This window comes from Geodermatophilus obscurus (genome assembly GCF_900143215.1).
Lineage (GTDB): Bacteria > Actinomycetota > Actinomycetes > Mycobacteriales > Geodermatophilaceae > Geodermatophilus > Geodermatophilus obscurus_A.
This window is the reverse complement of sequence record NZ_FRDM01000048.1, coordinates 1-26,484: the sequence shown is the minus strand read 5'-3', so window position 1 is coordinate 26,484 and position 26,484 is coordinate 1. Positions and strand designations below refer to the sequence as shown.

The following is a 26,484-nucleotide window of genomic DNA, read 5'->3' as shown; positions in this document are numbered from 1 at the left end:
GCCAGGAGCCGTCCTCGCTGCGTCGAGCCCCACCCGGCTCTCCTCGCGGAGGCCTCCGGCCCCCACTCCTCGACCCGAACACCGCGGCCGGGTACCGCACGGCGGTCGTCGTCCCTCGCGGGACGGCAGCCTGCGGTCGTTTCAGGGCTACGACGGCGGGCATGGCCCCGGGGACAGCGCCGTCGGACAGGAGGCTCCCGTGAGCGACCCCCAGGGCAGCGACCGGATCCAGCAGGACATCCCGACCGCGTCGGGCACCGGCGACAACAGCAGCACCGGGTCCGGCTTCGACGACGTCCCGCTCACCGCCGACGAGGCGATCGAGCGGGACGCCGCCTCGGGCGACGACCTGCCGGCCCGCGCCGACTCCGACATCGCCCGCGCCCGCACGGACGGTCCGTCCGGCGAGGTCCCGAGCCCCACCCCCCGATCCGGAGGCGGAACCGACTGATGACCGAGCCCGACAACAGCGGCTACCGCGAGTCCCCCGACACCACGGACGGACCGACGAGCACGAACATGGTCGACGGCGTCCCCGGTGAGGACCGGTCCGACGGCGGCGAGCAGGACGTCACCCTGACCACGGACGACGACGCCCAGCGAGACGACTCGGTGGTCCGCGGCGGCAACGAGGCCTCCTGACCTCGGGCCCCGCTAGATCCAGCCGTGGCGGCGGGCGACCTCCACGGCCACGTGCCGGTTGGCGGCACCGAGCTTGCCCGCGGCCGAGGACAGGTGGTTGCGCACCGTCCCCGGGGACAGGTGGGCACGGGCCGCGATCTCCTCGACCGGCGCACCCCCGGCCGCCAGCTCCAGGACGTCGGCCTCCCGCGGGGTCAGCGGGCTGTCCCCGGCGCTGATCGCCTCCGCGGCGAGTTCCGGGTCCACGTACCGGCCGCCGCGGTGCACGGTGCGGACGACGTCGGTGAGCACCGGCGCGCTCACGGTCTTGGGCAGGAACCCGCGCACGCCGGCCTCCAGCGCGCGCTTGAGGTGCCCGGCGCGCCCGTGCCCGGTGACGATCACGACCGCGCAGCCGGGCAGCACGGTGGCTAGCTCCCCGGCGACGGAGATGCCGTCCCGGTCGGGCATCTGCAGGTCCAGGACGGCGACGTCCGGGGTGTGCGCCCGCGCCATCGCCAGCGCCTCCGCGCCGGAGGCGGCCTGGGCCACGACCTCGAGGTCCTCCTCCAGCGCCAGCAGCGCCGCGAGCGCCGAGCGGATCAGGTTCTCGTCGTCGGCCAGCAGCACCCGGATCACGCCGGCACCCCCACCGGAACGCTCGCGGCGAGCACGAACCGGTCGCCGTCCGGCCCCGCCGACAGCCGGCCGCCACCGGCCGCCAGCCGCTCGGCCAGGCCGGTGAGCCCGTTGCCCCAGGCCGTCCCCGCCCCGCGGACGCCGTCGTTGGCCACCCGCAGCTCCGCCTCCCCGCCGACCGCGCGCAGCTCGATGCTGCACCAGCTCGCCCGGCTGTGCCGCAGCACGTTGGTCACCGCCTCCCGCACCACCCAGCCCAGCGCCGCCTGCACCGGCTCGGGCAGGGCCACGGCCTCCGCCTCGCCGGTCACCGTGACGCCCACCCCGGCCGCGCGCAGCACCGACCGGGCCCCGGCCAGCTCGCCGGGCAGGTCGGTGCGCCGGTAACCGCGGACGACGTCGCGCACCTCGCGCAGCGACTCCTCGGCGACCCGGCTGATGTCGGCGAGCTCCTCGGCCGCGCCGTCCCTCCCCCGCCGGACCAGCTCGGCGGCCAGCTGGCTCTTCACCGCGATCGCCGAGAGGTTGCGGCCCATCACGTCGTGCAGGTCGCGGGCGAAGCGCAGCCGCTCCTCGGCGACGGCGAGCTGGGCCTGCGCCCCGCGGCTGCGCTCCATCTCCAGGACCACGTCGAGGATCCAGACGCTGAAGCGGAAGGCCGTGACGCAGAAGCCGACCGCCACACCGATCGAGGCGCCGACGGCGACGGCGGCGCCCGGCGGGTTGCCCTCGGCGAAGGCCACCGCGCCGGCCAGCACACCGGCGACCGCGGCACCGGCGACCAGCGGCCGGGTCGGGACGGTGACCGACAGCGCCAGCAGCACCGCGCCGGACACCAGGCCGGCCACCCACGGTGCAGCGGGCGCGGGCCCCTCTCCCGTGGCGGCCAGCGCGGCCAGGACGGTGACCAGGCCGGCGAGGACGGCGACCAGCAGGGCCGACCGGTCGGGGCCTGCGGTGCGGTCCCGGAAGCCGCGGCGGGTGAGCACGAGGCATGCCGCCGTCGTGACCACCGAGGAGCCGAGCAGCACCAGCGGCGGCCACGCGGCGGAGGTCGCCCAGTCCGAGGACACCGCGAAGAACAGCAGGACCGGGACGAGCACCAGCGTCGAGTAGTACGACGAGCGGGTGTAGAGGTCGATGCGCTGGGGGTCGGTGCGGCTGCTCCACCAGCGCGCGACGGTCGGCACGGCACCCATGCTGCCGTACCGACCGTCCCGCTCCGGGGCGCTCAGCGCCGCGGCGCCCAGCGGAACCACCGCGCCGTCGCGAACCCGGCGATCGCGGTCCACGCCAGCAGGACGCCCAACGGGGCCAGCGCGGCCCACCACAGCTCGGCCCCGGCGACGACCTCGCCGTTCCAGGTGCGGCCGGCCACGCCCAGCTGCAGCAGCTCGACGACCGGCGTGAGCGGCAGCAGCCGGGCCACCGTGGCCAGCCCCTCCGGCAGCACGCTGAGCGGGAAGAACAGCCCGGAGAGCGCGGTCGCCCCCATGACCACGGGCAGGGTGGTGATCTGCGCCGACTCCGGGGTCCGGGTGAACACCGTGCTCGCCGTGGCCAGCACGACCATGACCACCGCGCCGAGCAGCACCGCCAACACCGGCAGGAGGAGGTCGACCGGCGCGGTCCACCGGCCGAGCACGGCCACGCCCACCGCGACCAGGCCGATCTGAACGGCCGTGACCAGCAGCGTGGGGGCGGCGGTGCCGGCCAGCACCTCGGCGTCGGTGAGCTCGCCGGTGCGCATGCGCTGCAGCACCAGGTCCTCGCGCCGGGCGACGTAGGTGGTGACCAGGTTGTAGTAGGTGAGGAACACCAGCGTGAAGCCCGCGGCGGCGACCAGCAGGTCCACGCCGAGCATCCCGTCGCCGCCCACCACCGCGACGAAGCCGACCAGCAGCAGCGGCATGAGCACGGAGTTGACGACGGCGGTGCGGTTGCGCGCCAGCAGGCGGGTCTCGGCGGTGGCGAGGGCGCCGATGCGGCGGAGCGACGAGGGGCCGGCGGGGGCGGGAAGCGTGGTCATCGGGACGTTCCTCTCGGGTCGGGGGTCAGTCGGCGTCGGCGACGGCGAGGAAGGCCTGCTCCAGCGAAGCGGCACGGGCCTGCAGACCGCGCAGCACCACGCCGTGCTCGGCGGCCCAGGCCAGCAGCGCGGCGAGCACCGGCTGCAGGGCGCGGGTGTGCCACTCGACCCGCGGGCCGGCACCGACCACCTCGACGTCCGCGGGCACCGGCGGCTGCGGGGCCCCGTCGTCGAGGGTGAAGCGGATGGTGGCCGGCTGGCTCTCGGCGATCTCCTCGCGGGTGCCGGCCAGCACGATCCGCCCCGCGCGCATGACCGCGATGCGGTCGGCCAGCTCCTCGGCCTCCTCCAGGTGGTGCGTGGTGAGCACCACCGCGGCACCGTCGTCCACCAGGCCCCGGACCAGGCCCCACACGGTGCGCCGGCTCTCCGGGTCCAGGCCGGTGGTCGGCTCGTCGAGGACCAGCACCCGCGGGCGGCCGAGCAGGGCCAGCGCCAGGTCCAGCCGGCGGCGCTCCCCGCCGGAGAGGCTGCGCACCCGGACGTCGGCCCGGCCGGTGAGGTCGACCTGCGCCAGGGCCTCGTCGACCGGTCGGGGTGCGGTGAGCGTGCCGGCCCAGGTCCGCACGGTCTCGGCGACGGTCAGGTCGCCGGGCAGGCCGCTGGTCTGCAACTGCACCCCGAGGTGCCGGCGGACGGCGGCCCGCTCGCGCCGCGGGTCGGTACCGAGGACCCGCACGGTCCCGCCCGACGCGGGCGCCAGCCCCTCGAGCACCTCCAGCGCGGAGGTCTTGCCGGCGCCGTTCACGCCGAGCAGCGCGGAGACCTCCCCGGGCCGGACGTCGAAGGAGACGCCCCGGACGGCCGCGAAGTCGCCGTAGCGGCGGTGCAGGTCGACGACCTCGACGGCAGGTGGGGCGGCCGCCGGTGGGGGAACCCGGCGCGACGTCGCCGGGGACGGCGGGGCGGGTGCGACGGACGGGTCACGGCGACCTCCTCGGTGCGCCCGCCGGCCGGGGTCCGGCCGTTCCTCCCGGGCGCACCCCTGACGCTGCCGTCGTCCCGGCGCCGGCACAGGTGCCGTCCCTCACGACTTCTCCCCCCGACGCCACGGGCCCTCCATGACGGTTGTCATGGAGGGCCCGTGCTGTCGGAGCCGAGGTGCGCTACACGCGGGTCGCCGACCGGCCCTGCTTCGTCACGATGGCCTTGTCCTCGGCGAGGTCGCGGGTCCGGGTCTCGCCGTAGGAGAGCACCGCCACCAGCGTGATCACGGCGCAGACGGCGAGGTAGATCGACACCCGCATCGGGTTGGGATCGGTGAAGCTGCCCAGCAGCGCCACCGCGATCAGCGGCGCGGGAGCACCGGCGACCACCGAGGCGAGCTGGTACCCGACCGACACGCCCGAGTAGCGGGCCTTGGTGCCGAAGAGCTCCGAGAGGAAGGCGGCCTGCGGGCCGTACATCGCGCCGTGGAAGAGCAGGCCGACGGTGACCGCCACCACCACGAGCGCGAAGCTCTCCGTGTCGAGCAGGCCGAAGAAGACGAAGCCCCACACGCCGACGCCGACGGCGCCGAACAGGTAGACCGGCCGGCGGCCCACCCGGTCGGAGAGGGCGCCCCACAGCGGGATGGTCACCAGGTGCACGGCGGCCCCGATGAGCACCGCGTTGAGCGCGAACGAGGTCTCGAGGCCGAGCACCTGGGTGACGTAGGTGAGGCTGAAGGCGGTGATGACGTAGTAGGAGACGTTCTCCGCGATGCGGGCACCCATGGCGACCAGGACCTCGCGCTTGTAGCGGGACATCACGGTGACGATGGGGGCCTTCTCGACCTCACCGGTCCGCGCGGCCTCCTCCTCGGCCTTGCGCTGCGCCTCGAGGAAGACCGGCGACTCGGACACGGCCAGCCGGACCCACAGGCCCACCAGGATGAGCACGGCGGAGAGCAGGAACGGGATCCGCCAGCCCCAGCTGACGAAGGCCTCGTCGGACTGGAAGGCGGCCAGCAGGGCCAGGACACCCGTGGACAGCAGTTGGCCGGCGGGCGCGCCGGCCTGCGGCCAGGACGCCCAGAAGCCGCGGTGCTCCGGCTTGCCGTGCTCCGAGACGATGAGGACGGCGCCGCCCCACTCGCCGCCGAGGGCGAACCCCTGGACCAGCCGGAGGGTGACCAGCAGGATCGGAGCGAGCACGCCGACCGTGGCGTAGGTGGGGAGCAGGCCGATGGCGAACGTGGCGCCGCCCATCATGAGCAGCGAGATGACCAGCAGCTTCTTGCGGCCGATCCGGTCACCGAAGTGGCCGAAGACCAAGCCGCCGATCGGACGCGCGGCGAAACCGATGGCGTAGGTGGCGAAGGCAGCGAGGACGCCGATGAAGTCGTCCTGCTCGGGGAAGAACAGCGGACCGAAGACGAGCGCGGCGGCCGAGCCGTACAGGAAGAAGTCGTACCACTCGACGGTGGTGCCGACGATGCTCGCGCCGACGACGCGGCCGAAGCGCGTGCCGGAGTCTGCGGGTGCGGACATGGGATCTCCTCGTCGAGGGTCGTGCAGAGTCCGGCCCGACGGTAGAGAAGGCAACCCCCCGCTGCCCATGTGCTGCGACTCCCCTCTTATGACTGCGATCATGTGTTCGGCCACCATGTGGAACCGCGTCGTCCGTCGTACGAGTGTGGCGTCCCCGGTCCCTGACGGACGGTGACGTGGTGTGGGTGAGCACCATCACCTCGTGGCCAGGTGTGTGTCCGCACGCCGTGTGGCCGGTCGGCGCGACGGCCTAGCCTTCGGCGCCATGGCGGACTCAGGAACCCTCAGCGGCCGGCGGGCCCTCATCACCGGCGGCGCCTCGGGCATCGGCCGGGCGTGCGCGGTCCGGCTGGCCGAGGCCGGCGCGGACGTCGTCGTCGTCGACCGCGACGCCGACGCGGCGAAGGCGGTGGCCGAAGCGGTCGGGGGGACGGCGGTCGCCGTCGACCTGTCCGACCTCGACGCGGTCGACGGTCTGGACCTCGACGTCGACGTGCTGGTCAACAACGCCGGGCTGCAGCACGTGGCGCCGCTGCACGAGTTCCCGGTCGACCGCTTCTCGCTGATCCTGCGGCTGATGCTGGAGACACCGTTCCGGCTGGTCCGGGGCGCGCTGCCGCACATGTACGAGCGCGGCTGGGGCCGGGTGGTCAACGTCAGCTCGGTGCACGGCCTGCGGGCGTCGGCGTACAAGAGCGCCTACGTCACCGCCAAGCACGGCCTGGAGGGCCTGTCGAAGGTCATCGCACTGGAGGGCGCCCCGCACGGGGTGACCTCGAACTGCGTCAACCCCGCCTACGTGCGCACGCCCCTCGTGGAGAACCAGATCGCCGACCAGGCCAAGGCGCACGGCCTGTCCGAGGACCAGGTCGTGGAGCAGATCATGCTCGCCCCGGCGGCGGTCAAGCGGCTGATCGAGCCCGAGGAGGTCGCGGAGGCGGTCGCCTACCTGTGCTCCCCGGCGGCGGCGTCCATCACCGGCAGCTCCCTGGTCATGGACGGCGGGTGGACCGCCCACTGATCGCACGACCGGCGAGAATGCCGGTCGTGAGCCGGACCACCCCGCCGTCCGCCCAGCCGGTCCCGGCGTCCGGCGAGCTGGACGGCGCCGCGGAGTACTTCGGGCTGCTGCTCGAGGAGGCCGCGGCGATCGAGTTCGAGGGGCCGGTCGTGCGCGCCCGCGCGGCCGGTGCCGACAGCGCCACGGTGGCCGGGCTGGAGCGGGTGAAGCTGCTGGCGCTGCAGGTGCGCGACGCGTTCGCCGCGCGCCGCCGCCGGGAGTCCGAGCTGGCCGCGCTGTTCGACACCGCCGGCGACCTGGCCGCGCTGCGCAGCGTCGACGACGTGCTCACCGCGATCGTGCGGCGGGCCCGGCAGCTGCTGGGCACCGACGTCTCCTACCTGACCCTGCACGACGACGCCCGGGGCGACACCTACATGCGGGTGACGGACGGCTCCGTCTCGGCCCGGTTCCAGGCGCTGCGGCTGCCGATGGGGGCCGGCCTCGGCGGGCTGGTCGCGCAGACCGCTGCGCCGTACGCCACCGCCCGCTACTTCGCCGACCCGCGGTTCCAGCACACCGACGACATCAACGGCGGCGTCGCCGAGGAGGGCCTGGTCGCCATCCTCGGCGTGCCGCTGGTCCGCGGCTCGCGGGTGATCGGGGTGCTCTTCGCCGCCGACCGCAACGAGCGGCTCTACGACCGCTCCGAGGTCTCGCTGCTGGGCTCGCTGGCCGCGCACGCGGCGATCGCGCTGGACAACGCCCGCCTCCTGGAGGAGACCCGCGCGGCGCTGGAGGAGCTCTCGACGGCCACCCGCGAGCTGCGCGCGCACTCCGCCTCGGTGGAGCGGGCCGCGGGGGCGCACGACCGGTTCATCGACATCGTGCTGCGCGGCGGTGGCGTGGAGGACGTCGCGACCGCGGTCACCGAGGCGCTCGGCGGGCGGATCACCATCCTCGACGAGCACGGCCGCGGCACGCCGTCCCCGGCGTCGGACGACGACCTGCCGCCCGACCCCGCCGCCGCCCTCACGCTCGCCCGCTCGACCGGCCGGACGGTCCGCGACGGCAGCTGGTGGACCGCCGCGGTGACCGTGGGCGCCGAGCTGCTCGGCGGCCTGGTGCTGCACCGGGACGACGAGCTGTCCGACTCCGACCAGCGCATCCTCGAGCGCGCCGCCCTGGTGACCTCCCTGCTGCTGCTCATCCGGCGCACCGCCAGCGAGGCCGAGGGCCGGGTGCGCGGCGAGCTGCTGGAGGAGCTGCTCGGGCCGGCACTGCGCGACCCCGACGGGCTGCGGGAGCGCGCCCGCCGGCTGGGCGCCGACCTCGACCGGCCGCACGCCGTCGTCGTCGTCCCGGTCGAGGAGCCCTCCCGGGGCCGGGCGCTGGCCGCCGCCACCCACCTGGCCGCCGTCCGCGGGGGGCTGGCCGGCCTGAACGACGGACGGGTGGTGCTCTGCCTGCCGGATCAGGAGCCCGGCGCCGCGGCGGCGCAGGTGTGCCGGGAGCTCGGCGCGGCCGTGGGCCGGCCGGTGACCGCCGGCGGCGCCGGACCGGCGCAGGGCCCGGCCGCGGTCGCCCCCGCCCACGTCGAGGCCCAGCGCTGCGCCTCGACGCTGGTCGCCCTCGGCCGGGCCGGCCAGGCGGCCAGCGCCGACGAGCTGGGCTTCGTCGGGCTGCTGGTCGGCGAGGGGCGGGACGTGCGCGGCTTCGTCACCGCCACGCTCGGCCCGGTGCTGGACTACGACGAGCGGCGCGGCACCGACCTGGTCGGGACGCTGCGCGCCTGGTTCGACGCCGGCGGTTCACCGGCGCGGGCGGCCGAGGCGCTGCAGGTGCACGTCAACACCGTCACCCAGCGCCTGGAGCGGGTGGGGCGGCTGCTCGGCCGTGGGTGGTCGGCGCCGGAGCGCGCCCTGGAGGTGCACCTGGCGCTGCGGCTGCACCGGCTCACCTCCGCCGGGTCCTGAGAGACCGCACCCGGTCCCCGGGCCCTCCGTGGCCCCGTCCCGAGGCTCGCTGGCCCCCTGCAGGGTTCCGCCGCGAGCCTGCGAGCGGCGGGGGGCAGGGGGTCCTCTGACGAGGCGTGAGGAGGACGGGGTCCTGCTCCTACCCTGTTCGGGTGCCCGCCGTACCCCCCTGCCTGCCGGCGGCCGAGTGGACGGCGCTGGCGCCGGCCCACGCGGAGCGGGCCGACGCGCTGACCGCGGGGCACCGGGCCCGCCAGGCGACCGGCACCCGCCACCCCGTCGAGGACTTCCTGCACGAGTACTACAGCGCCCGGCCCGCGCAGCTGCGCCGCTGGCACCCCGGTGCCGGGGTGGTGCTCGCAGCCGGCGCGGACGGCCCTGCGCCGCACGCGGCCTGGCGCTGGTACGCCACCGACGACGACGGCGCGGTCACCCTCGACCTCGACGGGTTCCGGGCCGACCGCGGGGACACCGTCGCCTTCGTCGCCCGGCTGCTGGGCGCGACCGCGGCCCGGCCGGCGCACACCGGCTGCTTCGGGCTGCACGAGTGGGCGATGGTCTACCGCGCCGACGAGCACCGGCACCCGCTGCCGCTGCGGCTGGGCCAGGCCGGCACCGACGCGGTCGTCGAGGCCCACCCGATCCGCTGCTCGCACTTCGACGCGTTCCGGTTCTTCACGCCCGCCGCCGTCGGCCGCAACCGGCTGCAGCCGACCCGGGCCACCCAGGTCGAGATGGAGCAGCCGGGCTGCCTGCACGCGACCATGGACCTCTACAAGTGGGCGTACAAGCTCGGCCCGGCCGTCCCCGGGGACCTGCTGCTGGACTGCTTCGTGCTGGCGGCCGACGTGCGGGAGCTCGACATGCGCGCCTCGCCGTACGACCTCCGCGACGCCGGCTACGACCCGGTGCCGATCGAGACCCCGGAGGGCAAGGCCCGGTACGTCGCCGCCCAGCGCGGCTTCGCCGATCGCGGTGCCGTCCTGCGCACGCGCCTGCTGGCGGTGTGCGCCGCGGTGCTGGCGCCGGCGCCGTAGCAGCCCCGCGCCGCGACGGCCCGGGCCTCCCGGCGGTCCGGTTCCCACCCCGAGCACGCCACCCGGGCGGCTCGGGGCAGCCTCGGCCGGCGGGTCAGCCGACGGCCGGAGCGGCCAGGAGCTCCGGGGCCGGAGCGGCCACGGCCGCCGGCCGACCCGCTCGGCCGGCGGGTGCCGGCAGTCCGAGGAAGAAGCCCTGGCCCAGGTGCACCCCGCAGGACCGCAGCGTGTCCCGCTCGACCGCGGTCTCCACGCCCGAGGCGATCACCTGGCACCCGCGCTCCTCCGCGAAGGGCACGAGAGCCCCCAGCAGGGCCCGGCGCGCCGCGTCGTGCTCGATGCCGGCGGTGGTCTCCCGGCCGAGCTTGAGGAACGCCGGGCGGTGCCGGTCCAGCCGGCTGAAGCTGTCGTACCCGACCAGCGGTTCCTCCAGCGCCACCTGGACGCCGATCGGCACGTCGGCCGCCGACAGGTCACGCCCGCCGATCAGCGCGCCGGACTCCAGCACCACCGGGCAGGACGACCGGCTCAGGACGGAGGACAGCGCGCGCCGCGCGTCCCACATGGCCGCCGACACGTTGACCGACACCCAGGCGCCCTCGGGCAGCGAGGCGGCGGCGGCCAGCGAGGCACGCAGCATCGCGGCGTCGAGGTCCACGCCGACGCCGCGGTCGGTGGCGGCGTCGAGCCGCTCCTGCGGCGGCCGGCCGTCCGCGAACCGGCACAGCGCCTCGTAGCCCACCGGCTCGCCGGTCGCCAGGTCGACGATCGGCTGGAAGACGGTGAAGAAGATGAAGTCGCGGAAGGCGGCCACGACGGCGCTGTCGTCCTGCTCCACCACCGCGGCCGCCGGCCGCGGCGAGGGGACGGCCCGGTGCTGCTGCCCGGCACCGGCTGCGGGCACCACGGCCACGCTGCCCTCGGTGCCCGGGATGCCGTAGTGCAGCACCGACGCCCAGTCGGGGGTCGACGCGACCGCGGCCGGACGACGGGTCGGCGCCGGGCGCGGGCTCGACGTCCGCAGGCTGCGTCGGGCGGGAACCTGCCGCTGCGGCTCCACCGGGCGGTACAGCCAGTCCCGCAGCTGCACCCACAGGTCGGTGGCGCTGTTGCCGATGCCGACGAACGCAACCATGGCGTAGGTGGCCAGCGTGGCGTTGAGCGCGGCGTAGAACAGGTTCTCCCAGCGCTGCAGCTGGATGTCGATCACGATCGTGTAGACGCACAGCCCGATCAGCGCCAGCGGGGCGAGGATGAAGCGCGCGCTCGCCGTCGTGCGGTTCCGGACCTTCGGCGTCCGCTTGAAGGCGCTCTTCTCCCCGGTGATCAGCTGCAGGACCGAGGCGAAGGAGCCCGACAGGTTGACCGGCAGCAGGACCAGGTTGAACCCGTAGATCCGCAGCACGTCGGTCCGGCGGTAACCCGTGGCGTGCAGGTCGCCGGCCATCACCAGGAAGTACGGGACCGAGACCAGCAGCAGCAGCGGGTTGAGCAGCTCGGCGTTGAACGGGTAGACGAGCATCGTCAGCAGGCAGATCGAGCTCCAGCAGATCGACGCCATGTAGTTGACGCGCAGGAACAGCTCGCCGAAGCGGTTGCGCTCACCGCGCGCCCGGCGGGCCCGCATCTGCTCACGCAGCTTCGGGAGGATCAGCAGGCCGCCGTTGGCCCAGCGCTGACGCTGGATGCACAGCGAGCCGAAGTCCGGCGGGGTCGCCGAGTAGGCCAGCCGCTCCGGGTAGTTGACCAGGTGCCAGCCGTGCGCGCCGAGGTCGATGGTGGACTCGGTGTCCTCGATGACCGTGCGGTCCTGGATGTAGCGCCGGATCTCGAAGTCGCCGTCGTAGTCGACCTCGACGATGTCGTCGAGGGCCTTCTTGCGCAGCACCGCGTTGGCGCCGACCCAGAAGGTGGCGTCGTACTGGGTCATCCCCTGGTGGACGATGTGCTGCAGGTCCGTGGAGGCACCGGAGATGCGCTCGAGACGGGTCGTCGACCCGGGGAACGAGCTGTACGGGGTCTGCGCGACGGCCACCCGGGAGTGGGCGCTCTGGGTGAGCAGGTGCACCATCCGGGCGGCGTACTCCGGCAGCAGCATGCTGTCGGCGTCGAGGGTGAGCACGAAGTCGGGTTCCCCGACGACCAGGTGGGCGTCGCGCGCCGAGGACCGGACCAGCGCCAGGCCCACCGGGGTGTCGACCTCCTGGTAGCTGCCGCCCATCAGGCTGATGTAGCTGTTGAGGTTCATCGCCTTGTTCGGCTCGTGCGACAGCGACCGGTAGCGCTTGCGCTCGAAGCTGGTGACGCGGGCCGTGAAGGTGGCGACGAGCCGGCGGTGGAGCTGCAGCAGCCGGCCGGTGGGGAGCACGATGCCCTCGTCGGCGCCGTCGGACAGCGCCGTCCCGACCGTGGCGAGGTCCGCGGCCAGCGCGCCGAGCACGTGGTCGACGAAGAAGACGTCGGTGTGGTCGACGACCTCGTGCCGCGCGGCCAGGTCGTGCAGCCACTCGACGGCGAACCGGTAGTGCCCGGCCAGCTCGCGGAGGTCCTCGGTCGTCGCGGCGCGCCCGGCCCCCTCGCCGACGGCGCGCTCGAAGGCGTCCTGAGCACCGCGGAAGCGGCTCGCGGGCACCTCCAGCTCGGCCTCGATGGCACCGGGCAGCGCCCGGGCGTCGTCCAGCAGGGCGCGGGCCCGCGTCGTCGTCGGGTTCTGCGGGTCGTCGATGAGCAGGACGACCTGCAGCGCCGGGTACTCCTGGAGGGCGGCGGACAGCAGCGTCGTCCGGATGACCCGCTCGTCCTCCTGGTAGGAGGGGACCAGCACGGTCATCGGGGGTGCCGGGGTGTCGAAGAAGGCGTCCAGGACGACGCGGGGGGCCCGGGTGTGGGCCCGGCTGCGGTAGAAGAACCCGATCCGGGTGATCAAGTAGGCCATCGCCGAGGTCGCGAGCCCGGTCACCATCAGCAGGTAGACGATCGCCTCGATGACCAGCCGCGCGCTGTCGGCCTTGCCCTCGATGAACTGCTGTTCGATGGTGAAGGCCACGTAGACGGCCCACGCCGACACGGTGAGCACGATGGCCATCCGGCCGATCGCCATGCGCCTGTCGGACACCTTCGGCGGGACCAACGGGAGCGGACCCCGCCGCCGGTCGCTGCCCCACTGCCGCCGGACGCTCGGCTGTCGCGGGTCGGGGGTGGTGCGTCGCATGGGTGTCCGCCTTCGTACTCGTCAGCTCCGGCGCCAGGGCGTGCGACCTGCGCTCGGGACGGTGATCGGCACGGCACGGCCGATCCTGAGCCGCCGGCGCCCCCGCTCACCCCTCGTGGTGAAGTCCCCGCCCGGGCCCGGCCGCCCCGGTCAAGTCGGGTGCGCCCGCTGTCGACGTGAGTCGAGAACCCGCAGCCCCGCCCGGTGCTGCGTCGACGAGAGCGAGGACTCCCCCATGGGCGCAACGCGCGCCGCCACCCCCGGCGGGCAACCGGACGACGAGCAGCCGGTTCCGCGCCGGCTCTCCTGGAGCCGCCTGGGCCTGCTGGTCGGAATCGCCACGGTGGTCACCGGAGGCGGGTTCGTCTCGGTGACCGAGGCGGTGGAGGGGCGGACGGGGACCCCGGCGCCGTCGTGGAGCGTCCCCTACGTCGACGTGACCCTCACCCCCACCTTCCAGTTCCAGGACCCCGGGGCCAACCCGGCCGGCACCGTCGCCCTGGCCTTCGTGGTGGCCGACCCCGAGGACGGCTGCGCGCCGAGCTGGGGCGGCTACTACTCCCTCGAGCAGGCCGGCACGGACCTGGAGCTGGACCGCCGGATCGCCCAGCTGCGGTCCGCCGGCGGCGACGTCATGGTCAGCCTCGGGGGTCAGGCCAACGACGAGCTGGCCGTGACCTGCACCGACACCGCCGAGCTCACCGCGGCCTACCGCGAGGTCGTCGAGCGCTACGACCTGTCCGCGATCGACCTCGACGTCGAGGGGACGGCCGTCGCCGACCGGTCCGCCGCCGACCGGCGGGCCGAGGCCCTGGCCACGGTGCAGCGGGAGCGGGAGGCCGCCGGTTCCCCGCTGGCCGTCTGGCTCACCGTGCCGGTGGCCCCGACCGGGCTGACCGCCGAGGCCGTGGACCTGGTGCGCACCACGCTGGCCGGTGACGTGGAGCTGACCGGCGTCAACGTCATGACCATGGACTACGGCGCCGCCAAGCCCGCGACGCAGTCGATGCGGGAGGCCACCGAGCAGGCCGTCCGGGCCACGGTCGGGCAGGTGGGCGACCTCTACGAGGAGCGGGGTACGCCGCTCAGCGAGGCCCAGACCTGGGCCCGCGTCGGCGCGACGCCGATGATCGGCCAGAACGACGTCGACGGCGAGGTCTTCACCGTGGCCGACGCCGAGGCGCTGGCCGCCTTCGCCCGGGCCAACGGCCTGGGCCGGGTCTCGCTGTGGTCGCTGAACCGGGACACCGCGTGCAGTGCGAGCTTCGCCCACGTCGCCGTCCACTCGGACACGTGCAGCGGTGTGGAGCAGGTCCCGTCGGCCTTCGTGGACGCCTTCGCCGACCTCGGCGCCGGCGCTCCGGCCGTGCGGGTCAGCGACGTGGTGCGCGAGCCCGCCCGGCAGCCCGTCGTCGACGACCCGGCCACCAGCCCGTACCCCGTCTGGCGGTCCGAGGGGCAGTACCCGGCCGGGTACAAGGTGGTCTGGCACGGCTTCGTGTACGAGGCGCGCTGGTACGTCGTGGGGATCGACCCGTCCGTGCCCGCCACGACCGGGACCGGGTCGCCCTGGGCGCTGCTCGGCGCGGTGACGACGTCGGAGGCCGCGCCCGCGCCGGTGCCGACCGTCAGCGACGTGACCGAGCGCTGGGACCCCGAGGTCCTCTACCAGCGGGGCGACCGGGTGCTCCTGGACGGCCTGCCCTACGAGGCGCGCTGGGCCAGCCGGGGCGAGGCCCCCGGCACCCTGTTCCCGATCTCGCCGGACCAGGCCTGGGGGCCGCTGTTCACCATCCCCGGCGAGCCGGTCGGGACCTGAGCCCCCCGGGCGCCGGTGCCGGCCACCTCCGGCACCGGCGCCGGGTCGGGGCCGGGCGCCCGCGACGCCGTCCCGGCTCCGGTCCGCGGCCCCGGCTCAGACGCCGTCGCGGGGCTGACCGGCGCCCACGCCGACACCGCGGCCGGCCGCCTCGCGCAGCTGCTCGACGGCGCGTCCGGGCACCGTCGTCCCGTCGGGAGGCGGCGTCGTCCCCGGGCGCCGGCCGGCCCGACGTTCCCGCAGCCGGGCCACCAGGCCGGCGATCCCGCCGGGGAAGAAGAACACCACCACGACGAAGAGCGCGCCCAGGATGAACAGCGGCTCGGACAGCGGCACCCGCAGCCACGCGGGCAGGTCCTGCACCGCCGGCGACTGGGCCAGGTCGGTCAGCCGGCTGTCCAGGTAGGTGTAGAGGACCCCGCCGAGGACGGCGCCCCAGCGGCTGCCCGCGCCGCCGAGCACCACCATGACCAGCAGGCTCAGCGTGAAGTCCGTCGTCGTGACCCGCGGCGTGGAGCCGCCGAGCAGCAGCAGGTGGACGACGCCACCGAGGGTGGCCAGCAGGCCGGCGAGCACGAACGCCAGCAGCTTGAACGGGTAGGGCTTGAGCCCGAGCACCTCGACGCGGCGCTCGTTCTCCCGGATCGCCGCCCACACCCGGCCGGCGCGCGAGCGGGTCAGCAGGGTGACGACGAGGTAGACCAGCGCCAGGTAGGCCAGCGCCAGCCAGTACTTGTTCACCGTGTTGAAGACGCCGATGAACACGTCGGGGACCGGCTCCCGGGCGACCGCGAGGCCCTCCTCGCCGCCGGTCAGCCCGCCCGGGTCCTGCAGCACGATGATGGAGCCGACCTGCGCCGTCGCCAGGGTGACCATCGAGAAGGCGATGCCGGAGACCCGCAGCGCGACCCCGCCGACCAGCAGCGGCAGCACGACGCCGACCACGGTGGTGAGGGCGAGCGCGGCGCCCAGGCCCAGGCCGAGTTCGGTGAGCGCCAGGTTGGCGACGTAGGTGCCGGCCGCGAAGTAGAGCGCGTGGCCGAACGACAGCAGCCCGGTGAAGCCGAACAGCAGGTCGTAGGAGAGCGCCACGCCGCCGAACACCAGGCACAGCGCGATCAGCTGCAGGGTGCCCGGGCTGTTGAGGACGCCGTCGAACAGGCCCGGCACCTGCAGCGTCGAGTAGGGCAGCAGCGCCAGGACGACGAGGACGACCAGCGGCGCCAGCCGCGTCGGGTTCCGGCTCATGACGCCCTCCTCAAGCCAGTCTCGCCGTCAGCCCACCGGGCCGCGTCAGCAGGACGACGGCGAGCAGCAGCACGACCGACAGGTCGCCCACCCCGCTGGCCGCGTAGTAGTTGGCGAACTGCTGCACCAGGCCGACCAGGACGGCGGCCACGGCGGTGCCGGTGATCGAGCTCATGCCGCCGATCACCACGACGATGAAGGCGAAGATCAGCAGCGAGGTGCCCTGCCCCGGCGAGATGGAGCCGAGGTAGATGCCGCCGAGCGCGCCGGCCAACGCGGCGAAGGCGCCGCCGATGGCGAACACCAGCGTGAAGGCCCGTCGCACGTCGATGCCGAGCGCGGTGACCATCGTCCGGTTCTCCACGCCGGCCCGGATGACCAGGCCGAAGCGGGTGAACCGGAGGAAGGCCAGCACCGCGACGAGGACGACGATCGCGGTGGCGATGAGCAGGAAGCGGTCGTTGGGCACGTTGGCGCCCAGCAGGGACGTCGTCCCCCGGGCGAGCTCCGGACGCGGGAACGGCCGCGGGTCGGCGCCCCAGACGGCCCGCACCAGGGCGACCAGGGCCAGGCTGAGCCCCACGGTGACCAGCACCTGCTCGATGTGCCGCTCGTACAGCGGCCGGATCAGGGTCAGCTCGACCACCGCGGCGACCAACGTGCCGACGGCGACGCCGAAGGCCACCGCGTAGACGAAGCCCCAGCCGGTGGCGCCGGCGCCGGGGATGTTCTCCGCGGCCCACCAGGTGCCGTAGGCGCCGATGGTGAGGAAGGCGCCGTGGGCGAAGTTCAGCACGCCCATCAGCCCGAAGATCAGCGACAGCCCGCTCGCGACGAGGAAGTACAGCGCCGCCAGCCCGAGCCCGGTGACCGTCAGCAGCACCACCGTGCTCATGCGCCGGCCTCGCCGGCGCTCGACCGTCGCGAGCGCACGTGCTGCTCCGTCGTCGGTGAGCTCGCACGCTCGCTCCCCGTGTGCGCACCTCCGCTCGGGGCGACGCCGAGCAGCTCGCGGGTGCGGTCGGGGTCGGCCAGCAGCTCCGGCGCGGACCCGGCCCAGACCACCCGCCCCTGGTCGACGACGACGGCGTCGGTCGCCATCCGGCGGACGACGGTCAGGTTCTGCTCGACGAGCAGGATCGTCACCTCCTCGGCCGCGCGGGCCAGCACGTCGGCGACCTCCGCGACCAGCAACGGGGCCAGGCCCTTGGTGGGCTCGTCGACGAGCAGCAGCTGGTTGTCGTTGAGCAGCAGCCGGGCGATGGCCACCATCTGCTGCTGGCCGCCGGACAGCGTCCCGGCCAGCTGCCGGCTGCGCTGCTCGAGCTCCGGGAACAGGTCGTAGACCCGGTCGTGGTGGTGCGCGGAGTCCCGACGCTCGGCGAGGGTGAGGTTCTCGGCGACGGTCAGCCCGCCGAAGACCTCGCGGTCCTCGGGGGCGTAGCCGATGCCCAGCCGGACGACCTCGTGCGTGCGCCGTCCCTGCAGCCGGTGCGTGCGGCCGTCGCCGCCGGTGAACTCGATGGTCCCGCTCGACGGCACCAGGCCGAGCACCGACTTGACCGTCGTCGTCTTGCCGGCGCCGTTGCGGCCGAGCAGTGCGGTGACCCCGCCGCGGCGGACGGTCAGGTCGACGCCCTGCAGGATGTGGCTGCCCGAGAGCCGCACGTGCACGTCGGCCAGCCGGAGCAGCGGCGGGCGCTCGCTCACGGTGTCATCCCTCGCTCCGCGAGGCTGTTCGCTCCGCTCCTCGCGATGCTCGCTCACAGGGCGTCCCCCAGGTAGGCCTCCTGGACGGCGGGGTCGCCGGTCACCCGGGCGGGGGTGTCCAGCGCGAGCAGCGCGCCGTGGTGCATCACGGCCACCCGGTCGGCCAGGCCGAGCAGCACGTCCATGTGGTGCTCGACCATGAGCACGGTCTTGCCCTCCTCGCGGTGCACGCCGGCGATCACCTCGGTGAGGCCGGCCACCTCCTCGGTGCTCACGCCGGCCATGGGCTCGTCGAGCAGCACCAGCGCCGGGTCGGTGGCCAGCAGGATGGCCAGCTCGAGCTTGCGCTTGTCGCCGTGGGACAGGGACCCGGCCGGCAGGTGCGCCCGGCTGCCGAGCCCCACCCGGTCCAGCGCCCGGCCGGCGACCTCGTACGCACGGTCCGACGGGCGGACCAGCTGCCAGGCCCGCATGCTGCCGCCGAGTCGGGCCTGCGCGGCCAGGCGCACGTTCTCCTGGACGGTCAGCCCGGCGAACACCGAGCTGGCCTGGAAGGTGCGCCCGAGGCCGCGGCGGGCCCGGTCGGCGGGGCCGGCCCGCGTGATGTCCGTGCCGGCCAGCGTGACCGAGCCGGACGTGACCGGGAGCAGCCCCGACAGCAGGTTGAACAGCGAGGTCTTGCCCGCCCCGTTGGGACCGATGACGGCGACGAACTCGCCGGGCGCGACGTCGAAGCTGACGTCGGAGACGATCACCGCGCCGCCGATGGCGCAGGTCAGGCCGGCCACCTGCAGCACCGGCGCGCCCTCAGGGCGGGCGGCCGGTGCCGCGGCGGCGGAGCTGCCGGCAGACGGAGCCATCGTCAGGGGGTGGCGACCGGCGGGGCGGTGGCCTCGGCGTCGAGCGTCTCGACCAGCACCGGCACGAACTCGCCGCCCTGCTGCTCCAGGCGCGCCTGGAACATCGGCTGCAGGAGCGCGTGGTCCTCCGCGCGGATGGTCAGCTCGCCCTTGACGCCCTCGAAGGTCCAGCCCTCGAGCGCGCCGATCATCCCGGCGACGTCGTCCCCGCCCTCCTCGACGGCCCGCACCACCATCTGCGCGGCGTTGCAGCCGTCCGGCGTGAAGATGTCGACCTCGCCGCCGGCCGCCTCGACCCGCTCGGTCATGGCCTGGCTGACCTCGTTGTCGACGGCCTCGGCGAAGAAGTGCGACAGGAAGTTCAGCTGGCCGGCCACCTGGTCGCCGTAGGTCGGGTAGGACGCCCGCAGGTCCAGCCCGGTGACCACGCTGGTGGCGTCGAAGACGCCCTGCTGGCCCATCGCCTGCCACATGGCGGGGGCGGTCTCACCGGCCCACGCCACGAAGGTCAGGTCGGCGCCGGCGTCGCGGGCCTGGGCGGCGAACGGGGTGAGGTCGGTGGCGCTGGTCGGGACCAGCAGCGGGGTGACGGTCGCCCCGCCGGCCTCGCCGAGGACGGCGGTGACCGCCGCGACGTTGGCCTGCCCGAAGGCGCTGTCCTGGGCGAAGACCAGCACGGTCTGCCCGGCGGGGTCGCCGATGAACGACTGCGCGGTGAGCACGTCCTGGTAGGTCTGCCGGCCGGAGCGGAAGGTGTTGTCGTTGACGCCGGTGATCGCGTCGGTGGCGGCCGGACCGGAGATGAACAGCACGTCGTTCTGCTCGGCCAGCGGGGCCACCTGGGTCGCGACGCCCGAGGACGCCGACCCGGCGATGACCTGCACGCCCTGCCCGATGAGGTCGGTGACCTCGGCGACGGCCTTGGCCGGATCGCCGGCGTCGTCCCGCTCGACGATCTCGATCGGCCGCCCGGCGACCTCGTCGGTGCCGTCGGTGGCGTGGTCGAGGCACGCCTCGAAGCCCTGGAGGTACTGCTCGCCGTAGGCGGCCAGGGGGCCGGAGATGGAGGTGACCAGGCCGACCTGCACCGGAGCGCCGTCCTCCTCGCCACCCCCGCCGCCGCCACCGCTGGACGCCGTCGGGCTGCCGCAGGCGGCGGTGGCCGCGAGGAGCCCGGCCGCGGTCACGGCGAACGCGGCGGAGCGGGAACGGGAACGCGACATGAGCGGACTCCTCTGGGTGTGCGGCGTTGCACGTCGGAGGCCCGGCTCCTGGCGGGAGGTGGGCCGCACCACACGGTAGGGAGCGACGGGAGCCATCCCCATGTGGCCGGGCACCACAGTTGATCATCATTCGGTGGACGGCGGCACCATCCGGCGGTCGCACCACTGCCGCAGGGCCGTCGTCACGACGCCGTACCGTCGGGGCCGTGAGCTCCGCACCTCTCGACGGCGTGGCCGAGCGCCGCGCGACCGACCGCTGGCTGCGACTCGACGGGACCGCCAACACCCGCGACCTCGGCGGCCTGCCCACCTCCGACGGCGGGCGGACGGTCCCCGGCCGGGTGCTGCGCAGCGACAACCTGCAGACCCTGAGCGAGGCCGACGTCCGCCGACTGGTCGACGACGTGCGGCTGCGCGAGGTCGTCGACCTGCGCACCACCGCCGAGGTGCTGCTGGAGGGGCGCGGCCCGCTGCGCGCGGTGCCCGGCGTGACGCACCGGCACTTCACCCTGCTGCCCGAGCGCGGCCACCACACCGACGTGTTCGCCGTCGAGGAGGACGCGCTGCCGGAGCTGCCGGCCGACTGGGCCGAGTCGATCCTGCCGCGGCAGGTGGCCGAGGGCGACCAGGGCGAGCCCCCGGCAGTGCGCTCCTACCTGGGCTACCTCGCGCACCGGCCGGAGAACGTGGTCGCCGCGCTGCGCGCCGTGGCCGCTGCTCCGGACGGCGCCACGGTCGTGCACTGCGCCGCGGGCAAGGACCGCACCGGCGTCGTGGTGGCGTTCGCGCTCGCCGTGGCCGGCGTGCCCCACGAGGAGATCGTCGCCGACTACGCCCTGACCGCCGAGGTCATCGACGACCTGATGACCAGGCTCACCGCGTCACCGACCTACGCCGAGGACATGGTGCGCCGCGACGTCGCCAGCCACACGCCGCGGGCGGAGACCATGCGCCGGGTGCTCGAACTGCTCGACGAGCGGCACGGCGGTCCGCAGGGCTGGCTCACCGGGCACGGCTTCGGCGCCGAGGAGCAGGCCGCCCTGCGCGCGCGACTGCGGAGCTAGCACCTGCAGCTACGACTCGTGGCCCCCTTCAGGGTCCCGCGGTGAGCTTGCGAGCCGTGAGGGGAAGGGGGTCCTCTTCTTGTGCCGGTACATGTCGGCGTCGGAGGCCCGCAGCAGCGCGTCGGCGTTGCCCGATCCGCCGCCGTGGACGGCGACGCCCACGCTGGTGCCGACGGCGACGCCGGCGCCCTCCAGGCGGAAGGGCTCGTCGAAGCAGCCCAGCACCCGGGCGACGACGCGGTCGGCGTCCTCCGGCCGGGTGAGGACGGGCAGCAGGACGGCGAACTCGTCGCCGCTGAGCCGGCCCACCATGTCGCCGGGGCGGATCGCGGCCCGCAGCCGGGCGGCCACCTGCCGCAGCAGCTCGTCACCGGCGGCGTGGCCGAGCGAGTCGTTGACCGCCTTGAAGCGGTCCAGATCGCAGAAGAGCACGCCGACGTGCTGGTCGGCGGGCGTGGTGGCCAGCGCCTCGCCGAGCCGTTCGAGGAAGAGCACCCGGTTGGGCAGCCCGGTGAGCGCGTCGTGGGTGGCCTGGTGCCGCACGGTCTCCAGCAGGCGGGCCCGCTGGAGTGCGGTCGCGGCCTGGTCCCCGACACCACGCAGGCGGTGCAGGACGTCGCCGGCGAGGACGTCGGGGGCCCGCCCGGCCGGCCAGCTCGCGGTGGCCACGCCGAGGAAGGTGCGCCCGGCCACGACCGGGACGGCGACGACGTCGGTGACCTCCAGGGCCGTGAGCAGCTGTTCCAGCACGGGGCTGCTCGACTCGGGCCGCAGGAAGCGCGGCTCCCGGTCCGTCAGCATCCCGACCAGCTCCGGGACGTCCTCGGCGCGGAGGGCCGTCCCGTACATGATCAGCTGGTGCTCCTCCACGGGATCCACGTGGGCGGCCGTGCGCAGGCAGCCCTCCGCCGGGTCCCACAGCATCACCGCGGCGCTGTCACAGCCGACGACACGGGGCAGCGCCTCGACGACCACCGTGCACACGTCACCGGCGTCGGTGGCCCCGGCGAGCTCGTGGGCCAGGGTGAGCAGCGTCCCGGCGCGGTCGGCCTCCTGCCGGGAGTTCTCCAGCGCCATCAGCAGGTCGAGGGCGGCCGCGGCGTAGCCGGCGTAGGCGGCGAGCATCTGGCGCTCGTGCTGCAGACCCCCGTCGCCGGGACGGTAGACGGTGGCCAGCCGGCCGTGCACCCGACGGGCGGAGGCGACGTCGACCGCGACGACGTTCGGGCCCGGGTCGGCACCGGCCAGCAGCGTGGCCGCGAGGCTGTCGACCTGGTGCTGCGGCAGGCCGGCGCCGTGCACCAGCGCGGGACCGCCCGCGGGGTCGGCCACGGCGAGCACCCAGCCCGGGGCGAGCACCGCCTCGGCGGCCTTCTCGATGATGCGCTGCAGGACGGTCTCGACGTCCTCGCTGGCGACCAGGTCGGCGGCCGCCGACTGCAGGATGCGCAGCTGCTCGCGCAGGGCGAGCAGCTCCGGTACGTCGTCGTCGGTACGGCGGCGCCCGCCCAGCCTCCGGCGGCGCTCCCACGTCAGGTGGTAGACGCAGACGGGGTGGCCGTCGGACTCGCACTCGACGTGCACCAGCTGCGCCTGCGGCAGCCCGAAGACCGTCGGCACCATGCCGATGAGGCCCTGGGCGTACTCGCAGTCCAGCCGAGAGTGCCGGTAGCCCTCGTGCAGTTGGTAGCTGAGCGTCGCGTGGGTGGCTCCGGACCCGAGGACCCGCATCGTCGAGGTGGTGGAGAACTTGGCCACGGCGCGCGGCAACTGGCGGTACACCTGGCGCGGTGAACCCATCGCGCGGATGAGCAGGACCAGGGCCGGGGTCAGGCCGAGCCCGAGGGCCTCACGGCCGACGCGGAACATGGTCTGCGGGTCGCCGAGCACCTCGGTAGCGGCGGTGAACAGCTTGATCCGGGTGTCGTAGCTGGTCCAGTGCGACGACAGCTCGAGCTCGGCGGCGGTGAACGGCACGTCGGCACGGCGCAGCACCTCCGCGACCGCGTCGTCCCCGCCCTGCCGGCGGACGTAGCTCAACAGCAGTCCCGTGGTGGCCCCGGACGTCTCCCGGGCCTCGGACACCGCAGGGCCGCTCACCTGGACCCTCCCCTTCTGCTCACGCCCGTCCCATCGGCAGGACGGACCCCGGAGTTGAACGGGGTACACCCCTTGGGGGGATGAGGCGCGAGCTCCCAATAGATACCCAGGGGGGGTGGGGTGTTCCGTCCGTCGAGGCCGCCCCGTACCGACGTCCGACCCGAGGAGGCGACTCCCGTGACGACGAGCCCGCACGACCACGCGCTACGGGCGCACGAGGGCCACCCACCCGAACACGGCCCCGGCCCCCCCGTGGGCCATGGCGGCGTCGGCCACGTTGCACTGCCTCACCGGCTGCGCCATCGGCGAGGTGCTCGGCATGGTGATCGGCACGTCCGTCGGCCTGTCCGAGTGAGCCATTCCCAGTAGCCGGAGACTGGCAGGTCAGGGACACGCCGAGGGCGGCGAGATGACCGGACGAAGCGCAGGACCTCGGTAGGAGGGACGTCCTTCCACAGATGTCCAGCCGCACCGAGGTCCTGCTGTGTCTGATCCTGTCAGCTACACCGCCGTGCTCCCGGTCAGGGAGTCCACCGTGGTGTTCGTGTCCGGCCTGCTGGCTGCCGAGCGCCGTCGCCGCGGTACGCGTGGCCGACGGCGGGCGCTGGGCTGCTACCGGCAGGCGGTGCTGGTGCTGCGCTGGTTCCTCGACGGCACCCGACTGGCGCAGTTGGCCGCCGACAACGACATCGGCTCCTCGACGGCCTACCGGTATCTGCACGAGGGCATCGATGTCCTGGCCGCGGCCGCGCCCGGGTTGCGCGGGGCACTGCTGGCCGCCCGCGCCGCCGGGCATCCGCACGTCACCGCGGACGGCACGCTGGTCCGCACCGATCGCTGCTCGGTGCCTGGGCCGACCGCGCGCGCCGACCGATCCGGCCGCCGGGTGGACCTGTGGTGGTCGGGCAAGCACGCCGCCCACGGCGGCAACGTGCAGGTCATCGCCGCTCCGGACGGCTGGCCCCTGTGGATCTCGAACGTCCGGCCGGGCCGCGAGCACGACACCACCGCGCTGCGCACCCATCCCGAGGCGCTGCCGCTGCTGGCCGAGTGGACCGACGACGAGCACGCCGCCCTGGCCGACCTGGGCTACGAAGGCGAACGCGACGCGCTCACCACGCCGGTCAAGACTCCCGCCGGCCGCGGACTCACCGCCGACGAACGCACCGTCAACCTGCTGCACGCGGCGACTCGGGCGCTGGCCGAGCGGGGCGACTCCCTGCTCAAGACCACCTTCAAGGCGCTGCGCCGGGTCAGCCTCTGCCCGTGGCGGATCGGCGCGATCACCGCCGCTGCACTGGTCCTGCTCCACCACATGCACGACCGCACCACATGATCCACAAGCCACCAGGGCCCTTACTGGGAATGGCTCAGTGGGCCACGGTCGCGCTCGCGGTCGCCCTGGCCTTGCTCCTCGGCTACGCGCTGACGATGCGGGGGGTGCTGCGCGCGGGGCTGCCCTTCCGCCGGGCGCTCCGGGTGGCGCTGGCCGCCGGCACGATCTCCATCGCCGTCATGGAGGTCGTCGCAACGACGTGATGCTGTCGGTCCCGGGCGCGATGGAGGCCGGCATCTCCGGTGCACTGTTCTGGCTCGCCCTCGCCGGCGCCCTGGCGGTCGCCTTCGTGGTGACCCTGCCGATCAACCGCCGGATGATCAGCCGCGGCCGGGGGCACGCCGTCGTCCACGGCCTGCACCGAGAAAGGACCACCTTCCCCCCACGCCTCGCGAGCGCAGGCAGAGGGCCCTTGAGAGGTGGCCGTTCCCACACGTCACCAGGGCCGGACAGCAAGCGACCCCGGTCTCCGCGAGGAGGCCGGGGTCGCGCGTCGTCGCCGAACGGCTCAGCGGGTGAACCCGCTGCTGTTCGCCATCGTCAGCAGCTCGTCGCGCATCGCCGGGCTGCTGGTGCGCGCGAGGGCGCGGTCGAGCGCCCGCCGCGTCCGCGCCGCCTGCCGACGCCGCCGCCAGCTGGAGGTCACGCTGTTCATCTCCTGCGCCTTCTTCCGGTCTCGTGGGGGTCTACACCCAGCACAATGCAGGTGCAGGCCCGAGTATTCCGAAGAAAGCCAGGCAGGCGACGCGACACGGCGATGATCCGTCGCCCCGGAGGGTGACGCCGACCTCAGGCGACGACGCCGAGCTCGCGGCGCGCCGCCGCACGTGCCTCGTGCGGGTCGTCGGTCAGCAGCGCCGCCTCGGCCGCCCGCCGGCAGGCGTCGGTGTCGACCACGGCCAGCCGGGCCCCGACCCCGGCGATCGACGACGCGGCGCAGGACAGCGAGGTGACGCCCAGGCCGATGAGGACGCAGGCCAGCAGCGGGTCGGCGGCCGCCTCCCCGCAGACCCCGACGGACCTCCCGGTGCGGCGGCCGGCCTCGGCGGTCAGCTGCACCAGTGCCAGCAGGGCCGGCTGCCACGGGTCGGTGAGATCGGCGAGATCGGCCGAGAGCCGGTCGGCGGCCAGCGTGTACTGCGACAGGTCGTTGGTGCCGATCGACAGGAAGTCCACGTGCCGCAGCAGCCGCTCGGCCATCAGCGCCGCCGAGGGCACCTCGATCATCACCCCGGGGGTGAGCCCGCGGGCGCGCACCCGCGCGCCGAAGTCCGCGGCCTCCCCGACGGTGGCCACCATCGGTGCCATCACCCAGGGCGAGGCGCCGGTCCGGCGGGCGGCCTCCGCGATCGCGTCGAGCTGCCGCTCCAGCAGGCCGGGGTCGCGCCGGGCCACCCGCAGGCCACGGACGCCGAGGGCCGGGTTGTCCTCGTCGGGCATCGTGGCGAAGGCCAGCGGCTTGTCCGACCCGGCGTCCAGCGTGCGGACGACGACCCGCTGCCCGGGGAAGGCCTCGAAGACCTCGGCGTAGCCGCGGGCCTGCTCCTCCACCGAGGGCTCCTCGGCGCGACTGAGGAAGGCCAGCTCGGTGCGCAGCAGCCCGACCCCCTCGGCGTGGGCGGCGGCCGCGGCCCGCGCGCCGGCGCCGTCCTGCACGTTGGCCAGCACCTTCACCTCGAGCCCGTCCCGGGTGCGGCCCGGGCCGCGGTAGCCGGCCAGCGCCGCGGCCGCGGCCTGCGACGCCTCCAGCCGAGAACGCGCCTCCTCCGGGTCGGGGTCGACGGTGACCGTGCCGCGCTCGCCGTCGAGCAGCACGGTGGCGCCCTCCGGGACGTCGGCCAGGCCGCCGACGGCCACCACGCACGGCAGCCCGAGCTGGCGGGCGATGATCGCGGTGTGGCTGGTCGTGCCGCCCAGCCGGGTGGCCAGGCCGGTGATGCGCCGGGGGTCGAGCCCCGCGGTGTCGGCCGGCGCGAGGTCGTCGGCCAGCAGCACCGACGGCTCCTCCGGGCTCGGGACGCCGGGCTCCCCCTGGCCGGTCAGCTGGGCGACGATCCGGTCGCGGACGTCGCGGACGTCG

The 26,484-nt window shown here is 74.8% G+C and carries 22 protein-coding genes and 2 pseudogenes; 10 read left to right on the top strand and 14 right to left on the bottom strand.

Features of this window, described 5'->3' with window-relative positions; all coding sequences use genetic code 11:
- Positions 1 to 199 precede the first annotated feature (199 nt).
- A complete protein-coding gene (locus BUB17_RS22850; RefSeq protein ID WP_072920953.1) occupies positions 200 to 451 on the top strand; it encodes a hypothetical protein in 252 nt (83 codons plus the stop codon).
- The gene (locus tag BUB17_RS22845) at positions 451 to 642 is read left to right on the top strand and encodes a hypothetical protein (RefSeq protein WP_072920952.1); all 192 of its coding nucleotides are present in this window, start codon (positions 451 to 453) and stop codon (positions 640 to 642) included. Before BUB17_RS22850 ends, BUB17_RS22845 begins: the two co-directional genes overlap by 1 nt.
- A 12-nt stretch (positions 643 to 654) precedes the next feature.
- Here the strand turns inward: BUB17_RS22845 and BUB17_RS22840 are convergent, their stop codons facing one another.
- From BUB17_RS22840 to BUB17_RS22820, 5 genes are all read right to left on the bottom strand, one after another.
- Positions 655 to 1,260, bottom strand: a complete 606-nt coding sequence (locus BUB17_RS22840) for a response regulator transcription factor (RefSeq protein ID WP_072920951.1) — start codon at positions 1,258 to 1,260, stop codon at positions 655 to 657.
- Complete coding sequence (locus BUB17_RS22835; protein WP_141243166.1) at positions 1,257 to 2,450, bottom strand: sensor histidine kinase; 1,194 nt, start codon at positions 2,448 to 2,450, stop codon at positions 1,257 to 1,259. The genes BUB17_RS22840 and BUB17_RS22835 overlap by 4 nt, the downstream gene beginning before the upstream one ends.
- 41 nt (positions 2,451 to 2,491) lie before the next feature.
- The gene (locus BUB17_RS22830; protein WP_072920950.1) at positions 2,492 to 3,289 is read right to left on the bottom strand and encodes an ABC transporter permease; all 798 of its coding nucleotides are present in this window, start codon (positions 3,287 to 3,289) and stop codon (positions 2,492 to 2,494) included.
- Between the two features lie 25 nt (positions 3,290 to 3,314).
- Positions 3,315 to 4,364, bottom strand: a complete 1,050-nt coding sequence (locus BUB17_RS22825; RefSeq protein ID WP_244277433.1) for an ABC transporter ATP-binding protein — start codon at positions 4,362 to 4,364, stop codon at positions 3,315 to 3,317.
- A gap of 91 nt (positions 4,365 to 4,455) precedes the next feature.
- Positions 4,456 to 5,820 (bottom strand): MFS transporter, encoded by a 1,365-nt coding sequence (locus tag BUB17_RS22820; RefSeq protein ID WP_072920949.1) that lies wholly within the window; start codon positions 5,818 to 5,820, stop codon positions 4,456 to 4,458.
- A gap of 265 nt (positions 5,821 to 6,085) precedes the next feature.
- On the opposite strand from BUB17_RS22820, the gene BUB17_RS22815 reads away from it, so the two are divergent.
- From BUB17_RS22815 to BUB17_RS22805, 3 genes are all read left to right on the top strand, one after another.
- The gene (locus BUB17_RS22815) at positions 6,086 to 6,841 is read left to right on the top strand and encodes a 3-hydroxybutyrate dehydrogenase (RefSeq protein WP_072920956.1); all 756 of its coding nucleotides are present in this window, start codon (positions 6,086 to 6,088) and stop codon (positions 6,839 to 6,841) included.
- A gap of 17 nt (positions 6,842 to 6,858) precedes the next feature.
- Positions 6,859 to 8,796, top strand: a complete 1,938-nt coding sequence (locus tag BUB17_RS22810; protein ID WP_208983588.1) for a helix-turn-helix domain-containing protein — start codon at positions 6,859 to 6,861, stop codon at positions 8,794 to 8,796.
- Between the two features lie 152 nt (positions 8,797 to 8,948).
- The gene (locus tag BUB17_RS22805) at positions 8,949 to 9,833 is read left to right on the top strand and encodes a 3-methyladenine DNA glycosylase (RefSeq protein ID WP_141243165.1); all 885 of its coding nucleotides are present in this window, start codon (positions 8,949 to 8,951) and stop codon (positions 9,831 to 9,833) included.
- Between the two features lie 94 nt (positions 9,834 to 9,927).
- On the opposite strand, the gene BUB17_RS22800 is transcribed toward BUB17_RS22805, so the two are convergent.
- Positions 9,928 to 12,933: a glycosyltransferase family 2 protein gene (locus BUB17_RS22800; RefSeq protein ID WP_208983586.1), complete on the bottom strand. Its 3,006-nt coding sequence runs from the start codon at positions 12,931 to 12,933 to the stop codon at positions 9,928 to 9,930.
- 346 nt (positions 12,934 to 13,279) lie between these two features.
- Between BUB17_RS22800 and BUB17_RS22795 the strand changes: the two genes are divergently transcribed.
- Positions 13,280 to 14,863, top strand: coding sequence for a chitinase (locus tag BUB17_RS22795; RefSeq protein WP_072920946.1), 1,584 nt, complete (start codon positions 13,280 to 13,282; stop codon positions 14,861 to 14,863).
- Positions 14,864 to 14,959: 96 nt separating this feature from the next.
- Here BUB17_RS22795 and BUB17_RS22790 read toward each other — a convergent pair whose 3' ends face one another.
- From BUB17_RS22790 to BUB17_RS22770, 5 genes are read right to left on the bottom strand one after another with little or no spacing between them, the layout of a single operon-like run.
- The gene (locus tag BUB17_RS22790; RefSeq protein ID WP_072920945.1) at positions 14,960 to 16,111 is read right to left on the bottom strand and encodes a branched-chain amino acid ABC transporter permease; all 1,152 of its coding nucleotides are present in this window, start codon (positions 16,109 to 16,111) and stop codon (positions 14,960 to 14,962) included.
- Positions 16,112 to 16,121: 10 nt separating this feature from the next.
- Positions 16,122 to 17,006, bottom strand: coding sequence for a branched-chain amino acid ABC transporter permease (locus BUB17_RS22785; protein ID WP_072920944.1), 885 nt, complete (start codon positions 17,004 to 17,006; stop codon positions 16,122 to 16,124).
- Complete coding sequence (locus tag BUB17_RS22780) at positions 17,003 to 17,821, bottom strand: ABC transporter ATP-binding protein (RefSeq protein WP_072920943.1); 819 nt, start codon at positions 17,819 to 17,821, stop codon at positions 17,003 to 17,005. Before BUB17_RS22780 ends, BUB17_RS22785 begins: the two co-directional genes overlap by 4 nt.
- Before the next feature lie 53 nt (positions 17,822 to 17,874).
- On the bottom strand, positions 17,875 to 18,681 hold the full coding sequence (locus tag BUB17_RS22775; protein ID WP_083606548.1) for an ABC transporter ATP-binding protein: 807 nt from the start codon (positions 18,679 to 18,681) through the stop codon (positions 17,875 to 17,877).
- A 2-nt stretch (positions 18,682 to 18,683) separates the two neighbouring features.
- Positions 18,684 to 19,904 (bottom strand): substrate-binding domain-containing protein, encoded by a 1,221-nt coding sequence (locus tag BUB17_RS22770; RefSeq protein WP_072920942.1) that lies wholly within the window; start codon positions 19,902 to 19,904, stop codon positions 18,684 to 18,686.
- 206 nt (positions 19,905 to 20,110) lie between these two features.
- Here BUB17_RS22770 and BUB17_RS22765 point away from each other — a divergent pair, with 206 nt between their 5' ends.
- The gene (locus BUB17_RS22765) at positions 20,111 to 20,968 is read left to right on the top strand and encodes a tyrosine-protein phosphatase (protein WP_072920941.1); all 858 of its coding nucleotides are present in this window, start codon (positions 20,111 to 20,113) and stop codon (positions 20,966 to 20,968) included.
- Positions 20,969 to 20,977: 9 nt separating this feature from the next.
- Here BUB17_RS22765 and BUB17_RS22760 read toward each other — a convergent pair whose 3' ends face one another.
- Positions 20,978 to 23,068 carry a GGDEF domain-containing protein gene (locus BUB17_RS22760; protein ID WP_244277432.1) on the bottom strand — a complete coding sequence of 697 codons (2,091 nt, stop codon included), beginning with the start codon at positions 23,066 to 23,068 and terminating at the stop codon, positions 20,978 to 20,980.
- Positions 23,069 to 23,327: 259 nt separating this feature from the next.
- On the opposite strand from BUB17_RS22760, the gene BUB17_RS27165 reads away from it, so the two are divergent.
- From BUB17_RS27165 to BUB17_RS28045, 3 genes and pseudogenes are all read left to right on the top strand, one after another.
- Positions 23,328 to 23,423 carry a DUF4396 domain-containing protein gene (locus tag BUB17_RS27165; RefSeq protein WP_244277431.1) on the top strand — a complete coding sequence of 32 codons (96 nt, stop codon included), beginning with the start codon at positions 23,328 to 23,330 and terminating at the stop codon, positions 23,421 to 23,423.
- Positions 23,424 to 23,526: 103 nt separating this feature from the next.
- A pseudogene (locus BUB17_RS22750) lies at positions 23,527 to 24,404 on the top strand (HARBI1 family protein).
- Positions 24,401 to 24,678 (top strand): annotated as a pseudogene (locus BUB17_RS28045) (DUF4396 domain-containing protein); the annotation flags it as partial. The pseudogenes BUB17_RS22750 and BUB17_RS28045, both read left to right, overlap by 4 nt.
- A gap of 234 nt (positions 24,679 to 24,912) precedes the next feature.
- Here BUB17_RS28045 and BUB17_RS28040 read toward each other — a convergent pair.
- Positions 24,913 to 25,059 carry a hypothetical protein gene (locus BUB17_RS28040; RefSeq protein ID WP_175486584.1) on the bottom strand — a complete coding sequence of 49 codons (147 nt, stop codon included), beginning with the start codon at positions 25,057 to 25,059 and terminating at the stop codon, positions 24,913 to 24,915.
- A 134-nt stretch (positions 25,060 to 25,193) separates the two neighbouring features.
- Positions 25,194 to 26,484, bottom strand: a 1,291-nt coding sequence (locus BUB17_RS22740; protein WP_072920938.1) for a putative PEP-binding protein, incomplete at its 5' end; no start/stop codon positions are given.